Origin of the sequence: Streptococcus henryi DSM 19005, from assembly GCF_000376985.1 — a bacterium.
Classification (GTDB): domain Bacteria; phylum Bacillota; class Bacilli; order Lactobacillales; family Streptococcaceae; genus Streptococcus; species Streptococcus henryi.
In genome coordinates this window covers 59547-78852 of sequence record NZ_AQYA01000030.1, presented here as the reverse complement: position 1 = coordinate 78852, position 19306 = coordinate 59547, and the positions used below count along the sequence as shown (strand labels likewise).

General features: G+C 43.2%; 14 protein-coding genes. All 14 read right to left on the bottom strand.

The annotated features are described in order from the left end of the window. Positions 1–69: 69 nt before the first annotated feature. Positions 70–948 (bottom strand): N-carbamoylputrescine amidase, encoded by an 879-nt coding sequence (gene aguB, locus F601_RS0104985; protein ID WP_018164569.1) that lies wholly within the window; start codon positions 946–948, stop codon positions 70–72. 24 nt (positions 949–972) lie between these two features. Further along, positions 973–2052, bottom strand: coding sequence for an agmatine deiminase (aguA, locus tag F601_RS0104980; RefSeq protein ID WP_018164568.1), 1080 nt, complete (start codon positions 2050–2052; stop codon positions 973–975). Then, positions 2052–3179, bottom strand: a complete 1128-nt coding sequence (nspC, locus tag F601_RS0104975; protein ID WP_018164567.1) for a carboxynorspermidine decarboxylase — start codon at positions 3177–3179, stop codon at positions 2052–2054. Before nspC ends, aguA begins: the two co-directional genes overlap by 1 nt. Further along, positions 3179–4438 carry a saccharopine dehydrogenase family protein gene (locus tag F601_RS0104970; protein ID WP_018164566.1) on the bottom strand — a complete coding sequence of 420 codons (1260 nt, stop codon included), beginning with the start codon at positions 4436–4438 and terminating at the stop codon, positions 3179–3181. The genes nspC and F601_RS0104970 overlap by 1 nt, the downstream gene beginning before the upstream one ends. Further along, positions 4435–5295, bottom strand: coding sequence for a polyamine aminopropyltransferase (speE, locus tag F601_RS0104965; protein ID WP_018164565.1), 861 nt, complete (start codon positions 5293–5295; stop codon positions 4435–4437). The genes F601_RS0104970 and speE overlap by 4 nt, the downstream gene beginning before the upstream one ends. A 303-nt stretch (positions 5296–5598) precedes the next feature. Next, positions 5599–7053 (bottom strand): aminotransferase class I/II-fold pyridoxal phosphate-dependent enzyme, encoded by a 1455-nt coding sequence (locus tag F601_RS0104960; protein WP_018164564.1) that lies wholly within the window; start codon positions 7051–7053, stop codon positions 5599–5601. A 718-nt stretch (positions 7054–7771) separates the two neighbouring features. Then, a complete protein-coding gene (locus F601_RS0104955; RefSeq protein WP_018164563.1) occupies positions 7772–8368 on the bottom strand; it encodes a P-loop NTPase family protein in 597 nt (198 codons plus the stop codon). A 55-nt stretch (positions 8369–8423) separates the two neighbouring features. Further along, positions 8424–9422: a UDP-glucose 4-epimerase GalE gene (galE, locus tag F601_RS0104950; RefSeq protein ID WP_018164562.1), complete on the bottom strand. Its 999-nt coding sequence runs from the start codon at positions 9420–9422 to the stop codon at positions 8424–8426. Between the two features lie 503 nt (positions 9423–9925). After that, positions 9926–11398, bottom strand: coding sequence for a UDP-glucose--hexose-1-phosphate uridylyltransferase (gene galT / locus F601_RS0104945; RefSeq protein WP_018164561.1), 1473 nt, complete (start codon positions 11396–11398; stop codon positions 9926–9928). 80 nt (positions 11399–11478) lie between these two features. Continuing rightward, a complete protein-coding gene (locus F601_RS0104940; protein WP_018164560.1) occupies positions 11479–12651 on the bottom strand; it encodes a galactokinase in 1173 nt (390 codons plus the stop codon). Positions 12652–12798: 147 nt separating this feature from the next. After that, entirely contained in the window at positions 12799–13629 is an 831-nt protein-coding gene (locus tag F601_RS0104935; protein ID WP_018164559.1) for a carbohydrate ABC transporter permease, read from the bottom strand. Further along, positions 13610–14503 carry a carbohydrate ABC transporter permease gene (locus tag F601_RS0104930; protein ID WP_018164558.1) on the bottom strand — a complete coding sequence of 298 codons (894 nt, stop codon included), beginning with the start codon at positions 14501–14503 and terminating at the stop codon, positions 13610–13612. Before F601_RS0104930 ends, F601_RS0104935 begins: the two co-directional genes overlap by 20 nt. A 94-nt stretch (positions 14504–14597) precedes the next feature. Beyond that, positions 14598–15902 carry an ABC transporter substrate-binding protein gene (locus F601_RS0104925; protein ID WP_018164557.1) on the bottom strand — a complete coding sequence of 435 codons (1305 nt, stop codon included), beginning with the start codon at positions 15900–15902 and terminating at the stop codon, positions 14598–14600. 391 nt (positions 15903–16293) lie between these two features. After that, positions 16294–19305: a beta-galactosidase, LacZ type gene (lacZ, locus tag F601_RS0104920; RefSeq protein WP_018164556.1), complete on the bottom strand. Its 3012-nt coding sequence runs from the start codon at positions 19303–19305 to the stop codon at positions 16294–16296. Between the last annotated feature and the right edge of the window lies 1 nt (position 19306).

Sequence of the window (19306 nt, the reverse complement as noted above, 5' to 3'; positions counted from 1 at the left end):
TCACCTCAACTGTAAATAATAGCTTAATCATACACAATTTTTAGAGAAAGCTCAATTTTCTGATAGGACTTATTTAGTGATAGCGCTGTACATATGAGGCCTGCGATCTCTAAAGAGACCCCAGTTGAGGCGCTCTGCCGCTCCCTTATCCAGGTCATAAGTGCTCTGAAGAATAACTTCTCCTTCTCGCCCTGCTTCCTCGATAATGAGGCCTGTTTCATCAGTCATGAAAGATGAACCATAGAAGTTGAGGCTTGAAGTCTGGCCACCATTTTCCTCAGAAGGAGATACCTCCTCCAAGCCGAAGCGGTTGGCCGCAATGACTGGCATGATATTGGCCGCAGAATGGCCCTGCATGGTCCTTTGCCAATGCCCCATGCTATCAGTATCTAAGATAGGCTCGGAACCGATGGCTGTTGGGTAAAAGAGGAGCTCCGCCCCATTCAGAGCTAGGCAGCGGGCTGTTTCTGGGAACCATTGGTCCCAGCAGATGCCAATTCCAATCTTAGCATATCGGGTCTCCCAGACCTTGAATCCGGTATTTCCAGGGGTAAAGTAGAACTTCTCTTGATAATAGTGGTCATCAGGGATATGAGTCTTGCGATAAACTCCCAAAAGCTCCCCATCCGCATCGATGACGGCAACTGAATTGTAAAGGACATTGCCATCTTTTTCATAAAAGCTGATTGGCAGAACCACTTCCAATTCCTTGGCGATAGGTTTGAAGTGCTTAATGGCAGTGTTGTCTTCTACAGACTGGGCATAACTGTAATAGTCATACTGGCGTTCTTGGCAGAAATAAGGCCTTTCAAAGAGCTCTGGCAGGAGAATGATTTGAGCTCCTTGACCAGCAGCCTTACGAACCAATCTTTCTACCGTCTTGATATTATCAGCCACTTGGGCTGAACACTGCATCTGAATAGCAGCAACAGTTACATTTCTGGACATGATTCTCACTTTCTAAAGAATTTTCTATAACGGAATCTGTTGGGTGATGCAGTGGATATTTCCTCCACCTAGGAGGATGTCTCGGGCTGGAATCCCAACGATACGGCGATGGGGGAAGAGTTCCTGCAAGAGGTCACGCGCAGGCTTATCCTGTGGGTCGTCGAATTGTGGCACCAAGACAGCATCATTGGTCACGTAAAAGTTGACATAGGAGGCCGCTAAGCGCTCACCTAGAGTCCGCTCGTCCTCTCCTTGGGCAAAACGGTAGCCCAGCAAATCATCTTCTTCAACCACCTGGGTCTTGTCCGGAATAGGCACCTTGTAAACGGTCAATGGCCGACCCTTGGCATCTGTCTCAGCCTCAAGAACCTTGAGGTTGGCAGCCGACATGGCATATTGAGGGTCGGACTCATCATCGGTCCAGGCCAAAACCACCTTGGCCGTGCCCACAAAGGCCGCTACATTGTCCACATGCTCATTGGTCTCATCCTCATAAATCCCGTAAGGCAGCCAAATAACCTTGTCCACTCCCAAAAAGTCCTTGAGTTTTTGCTCAATCTCCTCCTTGGTCAAATCCGGATTGCGACCTGGGCTAAGAAGACAGGATTCTGTCACCATAAGGGTCCCTTGACCGTCCGTGTGAATAGCTCCGCCTTCCAACACAAAAGGTTTGGCATCGTAGACTGGAATCCCAAGTTTTTGAGCAAAGGCTGACGCTAGCAAATTATCATCCTCATAATCCTGATAGAGGCCGTCATAATCCCCACCCCAGGCATTAAATTCCCAGTCCATAGCCAATTTTTCTCCCTGGGAATTAACCAGAATGGTCGGCCCAGTATCCCGAGCCCAGGCGTCGTTGCTAGGAATATTAAGATAAATGACTTCTTCACCCAAGTAGGTTTTTGCTTCTTCAATATGGTCTGGAGCTACGAGAAGATAGACCTCTTCGCTCTTGGCAATTTCAAGTATGATCCGGCTAAAGGCCTCTTTGGCAGCCTTGCCATCATAGGTCCAGGAACCTGGCCTGGTCGGCCAAATCATGAGGGTGCCATAATGGGGGAAGTATTCTGCAGGCATGGCATAGCCCATTTCTTTAGGTGTCATTATGATAACCTCCCTTTGAAATCCTCATAGCCAAAGGCTTTAATCAGCTGACAGTCTCCATCTTCCTTCATAAAATAGAGGCTAGGGAGGCCAATGCCATTGAAGGTATTGTTTTTAACAAAGGAATAGATAGCCATGTCCTCAAAGTAGAGCCGGTCACCAATTTCTACGGGATTTTCAAAACTGTAATCTCCAATCACATCTCCAGTCAAACAGGTATTGGATGACAAACGATAGGTATGAGCCTTCTCTCCGGCTTCAAAACCGTCTCGAAGAGGGGGGCGATAAGGCATTTCTAGCACATCTGGCATATGGCAGGTAGCCGAAGCGTCCAAAATCAAGGTTTCAATGCCGTTCTCCACAATATCCAGAACTTCAGTCGCCAGATAACCAGCATTGAGGGCAATAGCCTCACCTGGTTCAATGTAGACCTCTAGGTCATAGGTTTCTTTAATCCGCTTGATTTCAGAGATGAGTAGGTCCAGTTGATACCCTTCCCGAGTCACATGGTGGCCACCACCCATATTGAGCCATTTGACCTGATGGAGATAGGCCCCGAACTTGTCTTCTACCACTTTTAGGGTGGCTGCCAGGTCATCAGCATCCTGTTCACAGAGGGTGTGGAAATGGAGGCCATCGACTAGGGAGACTAATTCTGGACTGACCTTGTTCAGGGTTACTCCGAAACGTGAGCCGGGGGCACAGGGGTCATAGAGGGCATGGTCACCTTGCGTGGAATGCTCTGGATTGATACGGAGACCCACGCTGATTCCAGCTGCCCTGCATTTTTCCAAATGCTTACGCAACTGGCGTTCAGAATTAAAGACGATGTGATCAGAGACTTCTAGGACCTGGTCGATGTCGCTATCCTTAAAGGCCGGGGCAAAGACATGGACCTCGTCGCCAAACTCTTCACGACCAAGGCGAGCCTCGTAGAGGCCGCTAGCTGTGGTACCAGATAGGTAGGTGCTGATGAGGGGGTAGGTGGCATAGAGAGAGTAGGCCTTCTGAGCCAGAAGGACCTTACAGCCTGCCTCTTCTTGCACTCGAGCAAGGATTTTGAGGTTGTTTTCCAGCCTTGCTTGATCGATGACATAGGCTGGTGTTGGTACGTGTTCTAGTTTCATTAGTCCACCATTTGAGGATTTTCAACCACCTGCCATGGAAGACCGTACTTGTTGAGGGCCTCCATGAATGGGTCTGGATCCAATTCTTCCAAGTTAAAGACGCCGGGTTGCTTCCAAGTGCCGTCCATAACCAATTTGGTACCAATCATGGCTGGTATACCAGTGGTGTAAGAGATAGCTTGTGAGCCAACTTCCTTGTAGCACTCTTGGTGGTCGCAGACATTGTAGATGTAGATGGTCTTTTCAACCCCATCCTTGACACCGGTAAAGATACAGCCAATGTTGGTTTTCCCTACGGTACGTGGGCCAAGGCTGGCTGGATCTGGTAGCAGGGCTTTTAGGAATTGGATTGGCACAATTTCTTGACCGTTAAAGTTAATGGCATCTGTGCGCAAGAGGCCTACATTTTCCAAGCACTTCATGTGAGTCAAATAAGATTGTCCGAAGGTCATGAAGAAGCGGATGCGTTTAACACCTGGAATATTTTTAGCCAGAGATTCAATTTCTTCGTGGTGGAGGAGGTACATGTCTTTTTGACCAACTTGCGGAAAGTCATACTCACGCTTGATAGACATGGCTTCAACTTCCACCCACTTGCCATCTTCCCAGTAAGAACCCGGTGCAGATACTTCACGGAGGTTGATTTCTGGGTTAAAGTTAGTCGCAAATGGATAACCGTGGTCACCACCGTTGCAGTCTAGGATATCGATGTAGTGGATTTCATCGAAGTAGTGTTTCAGGGCATAGGCAGAGAAAACGCTGGTCACACCTGGGTCAAATCCTGATCCCAAAAGGGCTGTCAGCCCTGCTTTTTCAAAACGCTCCTTATAAGCCCACTGCCATGAGTAGTCAAAGTAGGCAGTAAAACCTAGCTCCTGACAACGTTTCTCGTAGATGGCGCGCCATTCTGGGTCCTCCGTATCCTCAGCCTCATAGTTGGCGGTATCAATGTAGTCAACGCCAGTGGCCAAGCAGGCATCCATGATGGTCAAATCCTGGTAAGGAAGGGCCACGTTTAGAACCGCCTGAGGTTTGTAGCTCTCGATAAGGGCAATCACTTCCTCGACCTTATCCGCATCAAGGGCTGCTGTCTCAATCTTAGTCTCAGTCTGCCCCTCAAGTTTAGCCTTGAGGTCATCACATTTGGCCTTGGTCCGGCTGGCAATCATAATCTCTTTAAAAGTATCGCTATCCTGACAAATCTTTGAGATAGCAACCTGGGCAACGCCCCCACAACCAATAACTAGCAAACGACTCATAGTTTTCTTTCCTCTTCTTCTAAAATATCTTCCACATACTTAGGTAGCATGAAGGCTCCAATGTGGAGGTTGGCAGTGTAGTATTCGGTAAAAAGCTTGCGCTCTTTCCACTTGTCTTTCTTAAAATCTTCAATGGGGTGATACTTTTTGGAAGCAAAGCCAAAAAGCCAGTAACCAGCAGGGCTGGTCGGAATATGTGCCTGGTACACACGGGAAATGGGGAAGGACTGGGTTGCCTTCCTATGCATGCTGCGGCAGGCGGACTCATCTTCATCAAAGAAGGGAGAGCCGTGCTGGTAAATCATGATGCCATCGTCCTCGAGGGCCCGGTAGCTATTGCCATAAAATTCTTTGGTGAAGAGTCCTTCTGTATGACCAAAGGGGTCTGTGGCGTCATTGATAATGATGTCATAATCATTCTCACAATTACGCAAGAAGCGCAGACCATCCTGATAATAGATATGAACACGGGGGTCATCAAGTCCGGCCGCAAAATCAGGGAAATACTGGCGGCAAACCTCCACCAACATTTCATCAGGTTCCACAATATCAATGCGTTCCAATTCGGGATAGAGGGCCAAAACTTGGGCAACACCTCCGTCTCCACCTCCCAGAACCAAAACCTTCTTGGGATTTGGGTGGACTGCCATGGGAACATGGGCCACCATTTCGTTGTAAACAAAGTCATCAGCGTCTGAGAAAAGCACATGACCGTTGAGGGTCAGGATTTTCCCAAAGGCTGGGGTGTCCAAAACCGCAATGTCCTGCCACTCACTCTTACCAGAGTAGAGTTGCTGGGCTGTCCGCAGGGACAGTTTGACATCTGGGGTATGGACTTCTGAGAACCAAAGATCCACTTTTTTCTCCTTATGTTAATAATGTTATTTTTTCCAGTCGTCCTGATGTGCTTGGCACGCAAGCAACCGCCTATGGCGTTTCATTGCTAAACTGAAAGCCTTAGGTCTTTCAGTTTGCCTGTAACCTAACCAAAGGTTAGGCTACTAAGAGCACGGCGGCGACTGGGTGTCTTGGCGACTGCGCCGCCTAGTAGCTCGCTTCGCTCGTTTTGGCAGGGCTACTTGTTTGATAAGCTATACGTCTGATACGACTTCAAGTAAGTCACTAACCTAACCATAGGAGATTAACTTTTTCCAATATGATTAACTCTCCAAAATCACTTTTAGGTTATTGACTTCTGGGTCCTCTGTTCCTTGGAGGGAGCAACCTTTGTCTTTGGCGAATTGGACGAAGTCAATAATTTCTTGAGTCACTCTTTCTCCCGGTGCTAGGATGGGAATTCCTGGCGGGTAACACATGACCACTTCTCCTGAGATGGCCCCTGCTGATTCAGAGAGAGGAATAATTTTGCTCTGGGCATAGAAGGCCTCTTGGGGAGATAGGACAACTTCTGGCTGAATGTACTCGCCAGTAATCAGGTCTTTCCCATCTCTTGAATAGAGGCGTTTGATGTCAGCTAGGGCGCCAACAAGGCGTTCGATATCTTGAATACGGTCACCGATTGAAATGTAGGCCAGAATATTGCCGATGTCTCCAAATTCAATTTGGATATCGTATTCATCTCGCAAGAGGTCATAAACCTCAATCCCAGTCAAGCCAATCCCTTGGGTATAGATGGATAACTTGGTGACATCAAAATCATAAACCGACACACCATCAACCAATTCTTTAGAATAGGCATAGTAGCCACCAATGGCATTGATTTCTTGACGGGCATACTCTGCCATTTTGATGACTTTTTCAAAGGATTCTTTACCTCTGAGGGCAAGATTTCTTCTTGAGACATCTAAACTTGACATAAGCAGGTAGGAAGCTGACGTTGACTGGGTTAAATTGATGATTTGGCGAACATATTCCGCATTCATTTGGCTGCCCAGCAGGAGAATGGAACTCTGTGTCAAACTTCCCCCAGACTTATGCATGGACACAGCAGCCATATCAGCGCCAGCATCCATTGCCGAAAGGGGCAGCTGGTCCGTAAAATGAAGGTGGGCACCATGGGCTTCATCAACCAAAACTTTCATACCTGCTGCATGGGCCATTTCAGTCAGCCCCTTGAGGTCCGAACAAATCCCATAATAGGTGGGATTGTTAATCAGAACTGCTTTAGCATCTGGGTGCTCCTTGATAGCTTGGGCTACTCGGTCATTCTCCAACCCTAGGGCAATGCCAATCTGAGGGTTGACGCTCATCTCAATGTAAATGGGAATGGCTCCGCAGAGGACCAAGGCGTTGATAGCCGATTTATGGACGTTGCGGGGCAGGATGATCTTATCCCCAGCCTTGCAGGTAGCCAAAATCATGGACTGAACCGATGAGGTTGTCCCGCCAATCATAAGAAAGGCATGGGCTGCGCCAAATGCTTCTGCTGCCAACTCCTCAGCTTCACGAATAATAGAAACTGGATGCCCCAAATTATCCAGTGGCTTCATGGAGTTAACATCAATGCCAACACATTTTTCCCCCAATAATTCAACAAGCTCCGGATTTCCACGACCTCGTTTATGACCTGGAACATCAAAAGGAACAATCCTTTTTTTCCGTAAGTTCACCAAGCCTTGATAAATTGGGGCTTGATGTTGATCTAATTGATACACGACAGACTCCTTTAAGGATTATATTTCCAGAATATTCTGGATTTTATCTTTGGCAATCTCCCTCTCGTCTAGGAAAACGACCTTGAAAAGCGGCTTATTCTAGACTTGATATTTGATAATACTGAGATTTCCAAAGGTCTCACCTATGAAAAAAGAGCAGGTTTTCACCTGCTCTACAATCTACTGACGTTTATTAGTTTGTTTCTGTTGAGTATGTCTGTTCCGGATGTTTCCTAACTCTCTAGTTGCAAATATTACGTACTTTATTGACCGTTTCACAAGATGACGTGTGCTTTCACCACACTAATTTTGATATACGAATTAGGAACCAGGTCCTAATATCAACTTATAAAATGTAGGCTTTTAACCCTATCAATAATGTGCCAGTGAGAAAACTCACTTCAAAGAATAGCTTCTTCTCTGATTTCTGAAGATAAAATGCTCTTAGACTAGGAAAGGCGATGAAGCCAGTACTTGTGGTACGGCAAAGAGCCTTTGACGACGTATAAGAGTATTTTAGCCAGAAATCGGCACGCTTCGGCATTCAACCCAGCCCGTCCATGGCTTTTTTTACTCGGGTTTATATTTGCTAGAAAACATCTGGTTTCTAAGCTCTATTAATATAACATGATTCAAATATATTGTAAAGGCTTTTTTCGGAAAATAGCAGAGCTTCTCCAAATTAATGAGATGAAAAGGTTTGATTTCCGTACGTTTATCACTTTTCTTCAGCTAACATTTGACGGATTAAATCCGCAGTTTTCTGACCTACTTCTTCCCTTGATAGGCCATTTGTATCAAGGAAAATAACATTTTCTTTTTCCGCAAACCATTTTCTTTTCAGAGGTAATAGTTTTTCCAGCTGAAAATCAAAGAAGTTTCGACTGCGTGTTTTGTCAGAAGCTTTGCGTTGTTGGAGCACCTCATCTTCTGCTTCTAAAAAAATGATATGATCTGGAAGACAATAGCTTAGCTGCGTCAGCTCATTTTCCAAAAAAGGAAGAGGATTCCAGTCGTAACCAGCTGCCTGAGGGCAAAAACGGGTATAAAAATCGATTTCCTCCGCACCAAAATCCATGAGAACTAAGGGAAAATCCCTAACTTTCTGATAACGCTGAATTTCATGAGCAATCCAGAGTTTCTGGATTTCAAGATAATCTTCAAATTTGTTCTTATCGAGCGCCCTCTCCTTGACCTCCGATACTATGGGAGTAATATCTTCGTAGCTAAGAACCGCCTTAGGAATAGCATCCTTCAAATAGGTTACCAAGGCTGTCTTGCCAACTGCCATTGAACCTTGAATGGAAATAATCATAATCACTCCTTAATAAGATATAAAAAGCTGGATTTTTCAATCCAACTTCCATCATTTATCTATCATTGTAGCCATTTGGATGGCTTGAGTGCCATGCCCAGGCTGAGGCAATGATTTTTTCAATATCATCAAATTCTGGTTTCCAACCAAGCACCTCACGCGCTTTTTCAGAACTTGCAATAAGGGTATCTGGGTCACCAGGGCGACGATCTGCCAACTCAGCAGGAATTTCTTTACCAGTTACCTTACGAGTTGCTTCAAGGATTTGAAGGTTTGAGAAACCTGTTGAAGAACCTAGGTTGAAAGCTGCTGACTCATTGCCAGCACGAAGATAGTTAACCGCAAGCAAGTGGGCATCTGCCAAGTCAAATGGGTGTACATAGTCACGGACATTTGTTCCATCTGGTGTGTTATAGTCATCACCAAAAATCATGATTTTTTCACGCACACCTTGAGCTACTTGAAGAATAATCGGAAGCAGGTGTGTCTCAGGACCATGATCTTCACCAATAGAACCGTCTGGTTTAGCACCGGCCACGTTGAAATAGCGCAAGGGCACAAATTTGATGCCGTAGGCTTGGTCAGACCATTTCATGATGGTTTCCATCATGAGCTTGCTTTCACCGTATGGATTAATAGGACGTTGCGGTGTTGTTTCCTTGATTGGAATTTCATCAGGAATACCATAAGTTGCTGCAGTTGATGAGAAGACAATGTACTTAACATCAAATTCATTCATGACTTCAAGCAGCTTAACCATACCAGCAGTATTGTTATCAAAATATTTAAGCGGTTTTTCCATTGATTCAGCAACCAAAGAGTAGGCCGCGAAATGAATCACAGCATCCACATCAGGATTTTCAGTGAAGACCTTGCGCATGAAATCTTGATCTGCCAAGTCTCCTTCATAAAAAGTCGCATCAGGATGCACCGCAGCACGGTGACCAGTCACCAAGTTATCAACAACGACAACCTTTTCCTCACCCTTTTCAATCAAACGATCAACCATGTGAGAACCAATATAACCAGCCCCACCCAAAACTAAAATAGACATAAACTAAGACACCAAGGGCCCGAAATGCAAAGTAAAAATAGGGACTCTGACAACGAGGCAAAGCCTCTAGGAAGAGGCATCTTTTTTACACAGCATTTAGCCCGGGTTCAATTCCAATTTATACAATTGGTATCGAACCTCATCCTTTCCTTATTTTTTCAAAAGGTCAATCAGAATAAGACCGAGTTCAAGTTCTTGAACTCAAACCTTATCCTTTCTTTTAATTTCTACCTCTTTTGCAAACCAAATTAGAAAGAACCAAAACACAAAGCAAAGATAGGAACTCTTGCGAAGACGCTTGCGTCTAGAAAGAGTTATCTTTTTTGCACAGGCCTTAGGGCGGGTTCAATTCTAGCTTCGAAAACTAGAACAAACCCTATCCTTTCTTTATTTTTTCAAAAGGTCAGTCAGAATAAGACCGAGTTCAAATACCTGAACTCAAATCTAGTGCAGGGAATAGCTAGTTGCCATAGCGACTAGCACAATGAACCTGCCTTTCTTCTTTACTCCACTCCAACACTCTCTACAAAACGCACGAAGGCCGCTTGACCTTGTTCATCACCCTTGTAGACACCTGCGTCTTCCAAGACACGGACAAAAGTTTGCCCAACTGCTTGTTTGACGATTTCTGAAACAGTTTCCTGATTAGCATCTGGGTGGTCAGCCTTGATGGCATCGGCCCAGTCCTTATGGTAATCTGCCATTTCATTATACTGGTTTAAAACATATTTTTCAACTTCCACCAGTTCGTCTTTTAGGCGAGGCGGCAAAATAGCTAAGCCCATAACCTCAATTAGCCCTATATTTTCTTTTTTGATATGCTGCACGTCAGCGTGGGGATGGTAAACACCGTCAGGATGCTCTTTCGAAGTATGATTGTCACGAAGAACAATATCCAATTCAAAGAGACCATTACGTTTACGGGCAATTGGAGTAACTGTGTGATGTGGCGTATCGTCTGTGTAAGCCAGAACATCCACTTGGACATCCGAGTAATCACGCCAAGCTAGGCGAATGACCTCAGCTAATTGAACCAAACGAGACTTGTTCTCTCCACGAAGTCTGATAACAGACATAGGCCAGTTAACAATGCCTGCAGTCACATCTGGGAAGTCTTTAAAAGTAAATTGTTGTGTCAGCTCTGCCATTTCCATAGGGAAAACATGACGGCCACCTTGATAGTGATTGTGGGTCAAGATGGAGCCTCCAACAATCGGTAGATCAGAATTAGACCCTGCGAAATAACCTGGGAAGATGTCCACGATGTCCAGTAGCTGGGCAAAAGTGTCCTGACTGATAACCATGGGCACATGTTGGGTGTTGAGGACAATGCAGTGCTCGTTGAAATAAGCATAAGGCGAGTACTGGAAGCCCCACTTTTCATCAGCTAAATCCATGCGGATAATGCGGTGGTTGGCACGGGCCGGATGATTAATGCGACCTTGGTAACCTTCATTTTCCATGCAAAGTTGGCACTTAGGATAGGAAGAAGCCTTGGCCAACTTAGCAGCAGCAATGGCTTTAGGGTCTTTCTCAGGTTTAGACAGGTTAATGGTAATTTCCATATCTCCATAGTCCGAAGGTGTGGTAAAAGCAATATTTTTGGCAATAGCTGCCACCTTAATATAGTCATTACGCTTACTGAGGTCATAGAATTCTGAGATAGCTTTTTGAGGAGATTGTGCATAAGTTTCCCAGAAATTCTTGTTGACCTGACTTGGGATTGGCGTCATGAAGTTCATCAATTCTGCTCCCAAACAATCCTTCTCTTCTGCTAGCTCACCAACCTTGCCATTTGCAACAGCTAAGTCAACTAGCTCATCTTTTAGAGCAATCAGCTCCGTTTGAGCAGTTTCCTGTTGAGCATTATCCTCCCCAACAAGAGCAAGGATGCGATTTGTCAGGTAAAAAATGTCATCCTTTGTGTAGTCGCTGCTTTCAATAACTTTTGCGACGAAAGTATCTAATAGTTTCATAGGAATTTCTTCTATTCTTTGGATCTATTTTTAAAGGTATTCATGCCCGAATACCTTTAAAGCGCTTGTTCTGACTTAGCTTACTTGCGTGACAAGACGCGACTTCCACCTGCAATTTCAGCAATGTAGAAGGCTGGTGCGTAGCCGATTTTTTCTGTGTAGACTTTTCCAACATTTTCGGTGAAAGCATCGACTTTATCTTTGGCAACAATAGCGATACCACAACCACCAAAACCAGCTCCTGTCATACGGGCACCAAGAACACCTTCTTGTTCCCAAGCTGTATGTGCCAAAGTATCCAACTCAAGCCCAGTCACCTCATAGTCATGTTCCAAAGAAACATGAGAGGCATTAACTAGACGACCGAACTGCTCTAACTCACCTGCTTCAAGAGCTTGACGGGCTTGAAGGGTACGTTGATTTTCCCAAATGGCATGACGGGCACGTTTGATGCGATTTTCATCTTTAATCAGGTAGCTATATTCGTCAAAAGTCTGAGCATCAAGTTCACCTAGAGTTTTAATATCAAGGAGGACATTGAGTTCTTCAACTGCTTTTTCACATTCAGCACGGCGCTCATTGTATTTAGAATCGGCCAATTCACGACGTTTGTTAGTGTTCATGATAACAATAACATTATCACCCAAATCTAGTGGCACAAGGTCATATTCTAAAGTGTTGGTATCAAGATAGATAGCTTTTTTATCAGCCCCCATTCCGATAGCGAACTGGTCCATGATTCCTGAATTAACACCAATAAATTCATTTTCAGTTTGTTTACCAATTTTTACCAAATCAAGGCGTTCTAGCTTCAAACCAAACAATTCTTCAGCCACAATCCCCATAAGAAGTTCAAGGGATGCTGAGGATGATAGGCCAGATCCGTTTGGAATATTTCCAAAAACATAGAGGTCAAAGCCGCTGTCAATCTTATGCCCTGCTTCTTGCAAGAATTTAACAACACCTTTTGGATAGTTAGTCCAGTTGTCTTCCTTAGCAAAGACAAGATTATCTAAAGCAACTTCAATAATGCCCTTGTCTTCAAAATTAGCAGAGTAGAAACGCATGAGCTTATCATCACGTTTACGGGCAGCACCATAAGTTCCTAGCGTAATTGCAGCAGGAAAAACATGTCCACCATTGTAATCTGTGTGTTCACCAATGAGATTAATACGTCCTGGTGAGAAGAAAGTTGCATCTGCTTCAGCACCAAAAATTGCTGTAAAAGCTTGATTAAGTTCAGTTGTATTCATGAGGGTCTCCTTTGAGTTTTATTACCTTAATTATAAGACACTAAAGTAAAAAAATCAATATTTATTGGTAAATATTTTACTATTTTTACCATATTTTTACCTTTTTTTACCAAAAAGAAAAAGAATCCGAAGATTCTTTTGTAATATCTACTTATTAGCCCCCAACATTCCTGCAACGAATTGTTTTTGAAGAACGAAGAAAATAACTAAAGTTGGTATTGTTGCAACCAAAACTGCTGCCATAATCATACCATAGTCAGGCGAATAGCTTGATCCCAATTGAGAAATCAAAAGTGGCACTGTTTGTTTTTCCGTTGATTGAACAACAACCAAAGGCCAAATATAGTTGTTCCAACTGTTCATGAAGGTAATGATGGCCGCTGCAGCATAGGTTGTCTTCATGGTCGGCATATAAATTTTAAAGAAGAGCCCAACTTCTGACACACCGTCAATGCGCCCTGCTTCCAGCAATTCCTTAGGAAACATTTTGGTATTTTGGCGGAAATAGAAGATCAGAAAAGCCGTTGCGATGTAAGGTAAGAAGATTGAGGCATAAGAGTTGATACCAATCATCGGACTAATAGATGACATCTTACCGAACAAACGAAAGAGAGGAATCATAATAGCCGCAAAAGGAACCATCATGGAGAGGAGAATAATATTGAAAACAATATCTTTTCCTTTGCTCCGGTAAATTTCAAAACCATAACCAGCAGCAGAACCAATCAAGAGAGCCAAAATCGTTTGAAAGAGAGCGACAACAGAAGAGTTTTTCAAGGCAGAAGTCATAGCAGTCTGACTGAAAATGTTTTTCAAGTTATTAAACAACTCACCACCAGGCAACATACGTCCATTAGTGACATCAATACTTGAATTTGTCGCACTGACAATCAAAAAGTAAAATGGAAATGCAAATACTATAGACATGATGACCAAGAAAACATAGGTCGCAATTGTCTTATTTCGATTTCTTTTCATCTCTGCCTCCCAATCTTGTTTGAAGAATAGATAAAATTACTACCAAAGCAACGATAGCATAAGATACTGCCGCAGCATAACCAAAATCTGGTGTATATTTAAAGCTTAGGTTGTAAATGTATTGTGAAATGGTTGTTGTTGCATCGCCAGGACCACCTTGGGTGATATTCATAGGCTCATCGAACAACTGCAAAGTACCAATTGTTGATGTAATCGTCGTAAAGAGAATAACTGGTTTCAAGAGTGGAACTGTGATATTGAAGAATTTCTTACCAGCACTGGCCCCATCAACATCTGCAGCTTCATAGATTTCTGGATCGATATTTTGAAGAGCTGATAGGAAGAAAATCATATTATAACCTGTCCAACGCCAAGTAATAGCTATGATGATGACAATCTTTGCCCAAAAGGCATCTGACAACCAAGCCATTGGCTCCTGAAGAATATTCAAGGAAAGAAGGATTTTGTTGATAATACCATCATTTGAGAACAAATATTTAAAAACAATAGAATAAGCAACCAAAGAAGTTACTGATGGCAAGAAAACAATAGTCCTAAAGAGCCCCTTCAATTTCAAAGCCTTGTTATTAAGCAAGACCGAGAAGAAAATGGCTAAAATAACCATGACTGGCACTTGAACAATCAAGAAGAGCAGGGTATTTTTTAGGGCATTGATAAAGACAGGGTCACTGAACAAACGCTTATAGTTGGCAAGACCAACAAAGCTCAAGTTATTACCCTTACCAGATGACAGAGACAATTTAAAGGCCTCTACCATTGGATAAAAGTAAAACAAGGCAATCAATAAGGTTGGAACGATGACAAACAGCCATCCCATTATTTTTGATTTTAAAAATGGATTTATCTTTTTCATTCTAATCCTCTATTCTCTCACTAAAAAACCAAATAATTTAGTTCTGACAGCACAAGGACAATCAAGCAACTAAATTATCTGGTTAAACAACTGCTTATTTCAGTTGATTTTCTGCTTCTTTTTGTGCATTTTCTAAGACTTTATCCAAATCATCACCTTTCAAGTAGTTTTGCATAGCTTTGATAAGGATGTCTTCAATAGCGTAAGTATTTTCACCGTAGTTTACTGCTGGAATTTGTGTTGACCATTCCGCAAAGTCTTTGTAGATTGTTTGTCCGCCGAAGTATTCAGCTTCAGTATCATAAACACCTGCTTCGGTCGCTGGAATGTATGATCCAATTGCTCCAATATTTTCTACCAGTGTTTTATAAAGGTCTGTACTTGATCCGAATGTATCTTTCAAGAATTCAGCAGCTGCTTCTTTACCATCAACATTCAAGACGTAAATTGAAGCACCGCCAAGGTTTGAAGCGTTGACTGATCCATCAAGTTCTTGACGTGGGAAGGATACAACTGCCCATTTACCAGCCTGATCTTCTTGGGCTGTAATAGATGGTGTAATCCAGTTACCTGTAGGAACTGACCAAACCACTCCGTTATTAAAGTCGCTCAGCCATTGGCTCCAGTCACTGTTATCATCAACAAGTTTGGCATCATACATCGCTTTAACGTCCTTGAAGGCCACCTTCAAAGCTTCGTTGTCAGCAAGTGTCGGTGTCTTACCGTCTTCTCCAGTGTACCAAGAACCTGTTGAGTTAATCATAGAACGAACAAGTCCAAGGTCATTAACATCAAGAGAGATGAGCTTTTTACCTGTTTTTTCAGAAACAGCTTTACCGATTTCGATGTATTTTTCCCAAGTAATATCTTTCAAATCGTCAACTGTGTAACCAGCTTCTTCTAGGATATCTGTACGAACATAGAGCCCTGTTGAACTTGTATCAAATGGCACAGCATAATTTTCACCATCTACAGAAGTTGCTTCTACCTTGTAGTCTGTGAAATCATCTGCTTTGATAACATCTGTCAATGGGAAGAAGCTATCTGGGTAAGCTTCTAGGAAACTCTTGGCACGGTAGTCTTCGATAAGCACAATGTTAGGAAGACCATCTGTAACACCTGAGCTCAATGAGGTATTCAATTTTTGAATAATGTCATCCTGTGCATTTTCAACAATCTTCAAGTCAACTGTATCTGGAACTTCTTTGTCATAAACTTTTTCAGCTTCTTCAAAAGCTCTGACATTGTAATTAGCATCCCAAGCCCAGACAGTCAATTCTGTAGCTCCAGAATCACTTGTTGAGCTTCCGCCACCATTTGAACTTGAACCACAAGCTGTCAACAATAGACTTGAAAATAAGGCACCTGCCAATAGAGCACCAACTGTTCTCTTTTTCATAGAGATACTCTCCTTTTAAACGTTTATTTTTGATGGTTTTATTATATAATAAAAGCGTTTTCATTGCAAGTGTTTTTACTTATTATTTTAGTAATTTTTACTTATTTTATAAGTTATTTATTTCACGAACTTTCTAAACCGCGATAGACCAACCTTTGTCATTACTTGCTTTTGTATCTTATACGCTAAGTTATTTTTTTACTTATTTAATTTTAAATTGTCGAAATATTCAAAAATAGAGAGGCTGTTATCCTCTTCATTTTTTGTTTTCAATATTATTTTACTATTTTTTACTATTATAGATCAGATAAATAAGGCCTGGATAACTTCCAGACCTCACTTTATATTTTCTCTTTACCTGTTTCCACTCCTAAGATGGCTTTGCTCAACTCTATTTTACCTTAATTTTAAAGCTAATAGTCTGTCTGTCTTGACTTGGTAGTTGGTAAATTTCTTGAACAGGAGCTCCCCATGAATCATCTCCTCCAACACCCATTTGAGCTGCTAATACGCGCACCCAAGTAAAGTGGGATGGAGATAGCTCTTCTTGGTGGCTGGCATTGTCTAATTCATAAACACTATGCGGCAATACGCTGGTTTCAAAAGGTTTTCCAACCGCTTCAAAAATCAGACCCGCTCCAAGACTATCCGTCACTTCAAGCCAGCGCACCCCACAACGATTTCCTGTTTCTTGAGGGACCAAATATGAGGCCTCATTGGCTTGCGCTGTTGTTTCAAAGATACCTAGTCGAGCACCCTCTTTACGGTCAATATAGTTTTCATCTGGACCATAACCATAGAAACGAACATTTTGGTAGGCAGATTTCAATTTGAAATCCATACCATAAGCTGGCAGAGAAGGGAGATTGTCATAACCTGGATAATCCAGACTTACCGTTACGTCCCCTTGACTGTCGACCTTATAAGAAACACTATGGAAAAGTTGACCCGGAGCTGCTAATTGATACTTGAAAGTCACAGTGACTGCATTTTCTGTTTCTTCCAAGGTCATATCAACATGTTTTTGATAAAGCCCTGCTGTTAGCCACATGCCGCGGTCAAAACCATGCTTAGCTCCACGGTCATTATCGGTCACAGCACGCCAGAAACTGGTCTTAGGTGTTCTTGTGATGTATTCTCGCCCATCCTTAACCAGTGAAATCAAGCCACCTTCCGCAATCGAAAGAAGGACTGAGAAATTCCAGCCATGGATGCCGATATTAACATCCCCACGCACCACACGGAAGGCCTTATCTTTCGGAGTAACTTCTTCAACGTGACCAACTGTTTCAACAGCTTGACCAAAGGTCAATTCGTAGCCCGCTTCTGCCCAAAGAGTCGCTTTTTTCTGATGCTGAGTCACTTCATAAGTATACTCTCCTGCTTTTTCAGCTGCAGGGAAATCAATGGTAAACGTCTCACATTCACCTGCCGGTACAAGAAAATCATAAGATTGCTCCCAAATTGAAATACCATCACGTTTCAAAGTAGCTTTAAAATAGGACGCACTGGTATCAATGAAAAGATTTTGGTTATCAATCGTCACCCCTTTCGAAGTCACTTGTAGCTTGACATTTGAATAGAGTTGTTTGACTTCTTGTGCTTTAGGTGATGGCACACGATTAGCAAAAACAATCCCGTCCCCACAGAATTCATAATCTGTAGCGCGATCGTCCCAATCACCACCATAAGTCAGAACATCTTGACCAAACTCATTATGCTTGAGGATAGATTGGTCAATGTAGTCCCAGATAAAACCTCCCTGATACTGGTCATATTTCTGTTCAAGGTCTGTATAGAGACTCATACCGCCCAGAGAATTCCCCATGGCATGCATGTATTCACAGGAAATGTAAGGCTTAGCCGGCTTGCTTTCCAGATAGTCAATAATACCTGCTGGTTTGGCATACATACGGCTTTCCATATCGGAAATCTGGTCAAAATCACGATTCCAGAAGACACCTTCATAATGGACCAATCGGCTTGGATCAACTTCATGGAAGAAGTCTGTCATGGCTAAAATGTCTTCGCCCGCATAGGATTCATTACCACAAGACCAGATAATGACAGAAGGGTGATTTTTATCACGCTGGAACATACTATTGGCGCGATCAAGAACATTTTCCTTCCATTCTGGCAGACTGCCAGGAACATTCCAAGAAGGTTCAAGCTGTCCCAGTTTCTGCCAAGAACCGTGACTCTCTAAATTGGTTTCATCGATGAGATAAATGCCATACTGGTCACAAAGCTCATACCAGCGCGTCTGGTTGGGATAATGGGAAGTTCTGACAGCATTGATGTTGTAGCGCTTCATGAAACGAATGTCCCAAAGCATCTCTTCTTCAGTGATGGCACGGCCACGCTCATGGTGGAACTCATGGCGGTTAACACCCTTGAAAACAATTCGCTTACCATTGATAAGCATGACGCCATCTTTCATTTCAAAAGTTCTGAAGCCAATCTTTTGTTTGACAATTTCAATTAAATCCTCACCTCGTTTGACGTAAAGTTCCAGAGTATAAAGATTCGGCTCCTCAGCACTCCAAGCCGACACCCCTTCTAGAAGAATCCCTTGTTCTAATTCATCCAAGGTCCCTTGGTAAACTGCTTTCTGGTCTTGGTTCAAAAGCTGCGCAGTGATCTCAACCCCTTCTAAAGCGCCAGCTATTTTTGCAGAAACCCTTAAATGACCATCCTTATAGTCATTGACCAACTCTTGCTGGACAAAGAGGTCTTCAATGTGAACATCAGGTACTGCAAAGAGGTAAACATCTCGGAAAATGCCAGAGAAACGCCAGAAATCCTGGTCTTCAATCCAGCTGGCACTTGAACGTTTGTAGACTTCGACAGCCAGCTTGTTATCTCCTTCCTGAAGAAAATCTGTGATTTCAAACTCTGTCGGAGTAAAGGAATCCTCGCCGTAACCAAGGAAGTGACCATTGAGCCAGACATAGAAGGCCGTCTCTACCCCTTGGAAAGAGATAAAGGTCTTTTTGCCAGCTAGGGCCTCATCCAGCTTGAAATGTTTAACGTAGGACCCAACTGGGTTGTAGCTTTTGGAAACTTGAGGCGGACGCAAGGCTTCCTGACCATCCCAAGGATACATAGTGTTGATGTATTGGCGCTTATCATAACCCTGATTTTGGATATGACCCGGCACCTGAATAAAATCAAAAGATGACGTATCAAAGTCCATCTGATAAAAATCAGCCAGACGCAGACTTGGATTAACCGCATAAGCGAATTGCCAAGTTCCATTCAAAGACTGCTTGAGCTCCGTCTGCCCCAAATCCGCTTCAGCTTGACTGGCAAAATAGGCATGGTCGGAATGAGCAGGAATCTTATTCACTGCAAAAACTTCTGGATTCTCTAACCAATCCAAACTTGGAAGAATAGTTGTCATA

What these genes read in the sequence shown, in the direction of transcription:
- aguB (WP_018164569.1), bottom strand. Translation starts at nt 948, where the DNA reads ATGTCCAGAAATGTAACTGTTGCTGCTATTCAGATGCAGTGTTCAGCC.
- aguA (WP_018164568.1), bottom strand. Translation starts at nt 2,052, where the DNA reads ATGACACCTAAAGAAATGGGCTATGCCATGCCTGCAGAATACTTCCCC.
- nspC (WP_018164567.1), bottom strand. Translation starts at nt 3,179, where the DNA reads ATGAAACTAGAACACGTACCAACACCAGCCTATGTCATCGATCAAGCA.
- F601_RS0104970 (WP_018164566.1), bottom strand. Translation starts at nt 4,438, where the DNA reads ATGAGTCGTTTGCTAGTTATTGGTTGTGGGGGCGTTGCCCAGGTTGCT.
- F601_RS0104955 (WP_018164563.1), bottom strand. Translation starts at nt 8,368, where the DNA reads ATGATTATTTCCATTCAAGGTTCAATGGCAGTTGGCAAGACAGCCTTG.
- galE (WP_018164562.1), bottom strand. Translation starts at nt 9,422, where the DNA reads ATGTCTATTTTAGTTTTGGGTGGGGCTGGTTATATTGGTTCTCACATG.
- galT (WP_018164561.1), bottom strand. Translation starts at nt 11,398, where the DNA reads ATGAAACTATTAGATACTTTCGTCGCAAAAGTTATTGAAAGCAGCGAC.
- F601_RS0104940 (WP_018164560.1), bottom strand. Translation starts at nt 12,651, where the DNA reads ATGAATACAACTGAACTTAATCAAGCTTTTACAGCAATTTTTGGTGCT.
- F601_RS0104935 (WP_018164559.1), bottom strand. Translation starts at nt 13,629, where the DNA reads ATGAAAAGAAATCGAAATAAGACAATTGCGACCTATGTTTTCTTGGTC.
- F601_RS0104930 (WP_018164558.1), bottom strand. Translation starts at nt 14,503, where the DNA reads ATGAAAAAGATAAATCCATTTTTAAAATCAAAAATAATGGGATGGCTG.
- F601_RS0104925 (WP_018164557.1), bottom strand. Translation starts at nt 15,902, where the DNA reads ATGAAAAAGAGAACAGTTGGTGCTCTATTGGCAGGTGCCTTATTTTCA.
- lacZ (WP_018164556.1), bottom strand. Translation starts at nt 19,305, where the DNA reads ATGACAACTATTCTTCCAAGTTTGGATTGGTTAGAGAATCCAGAAGTT.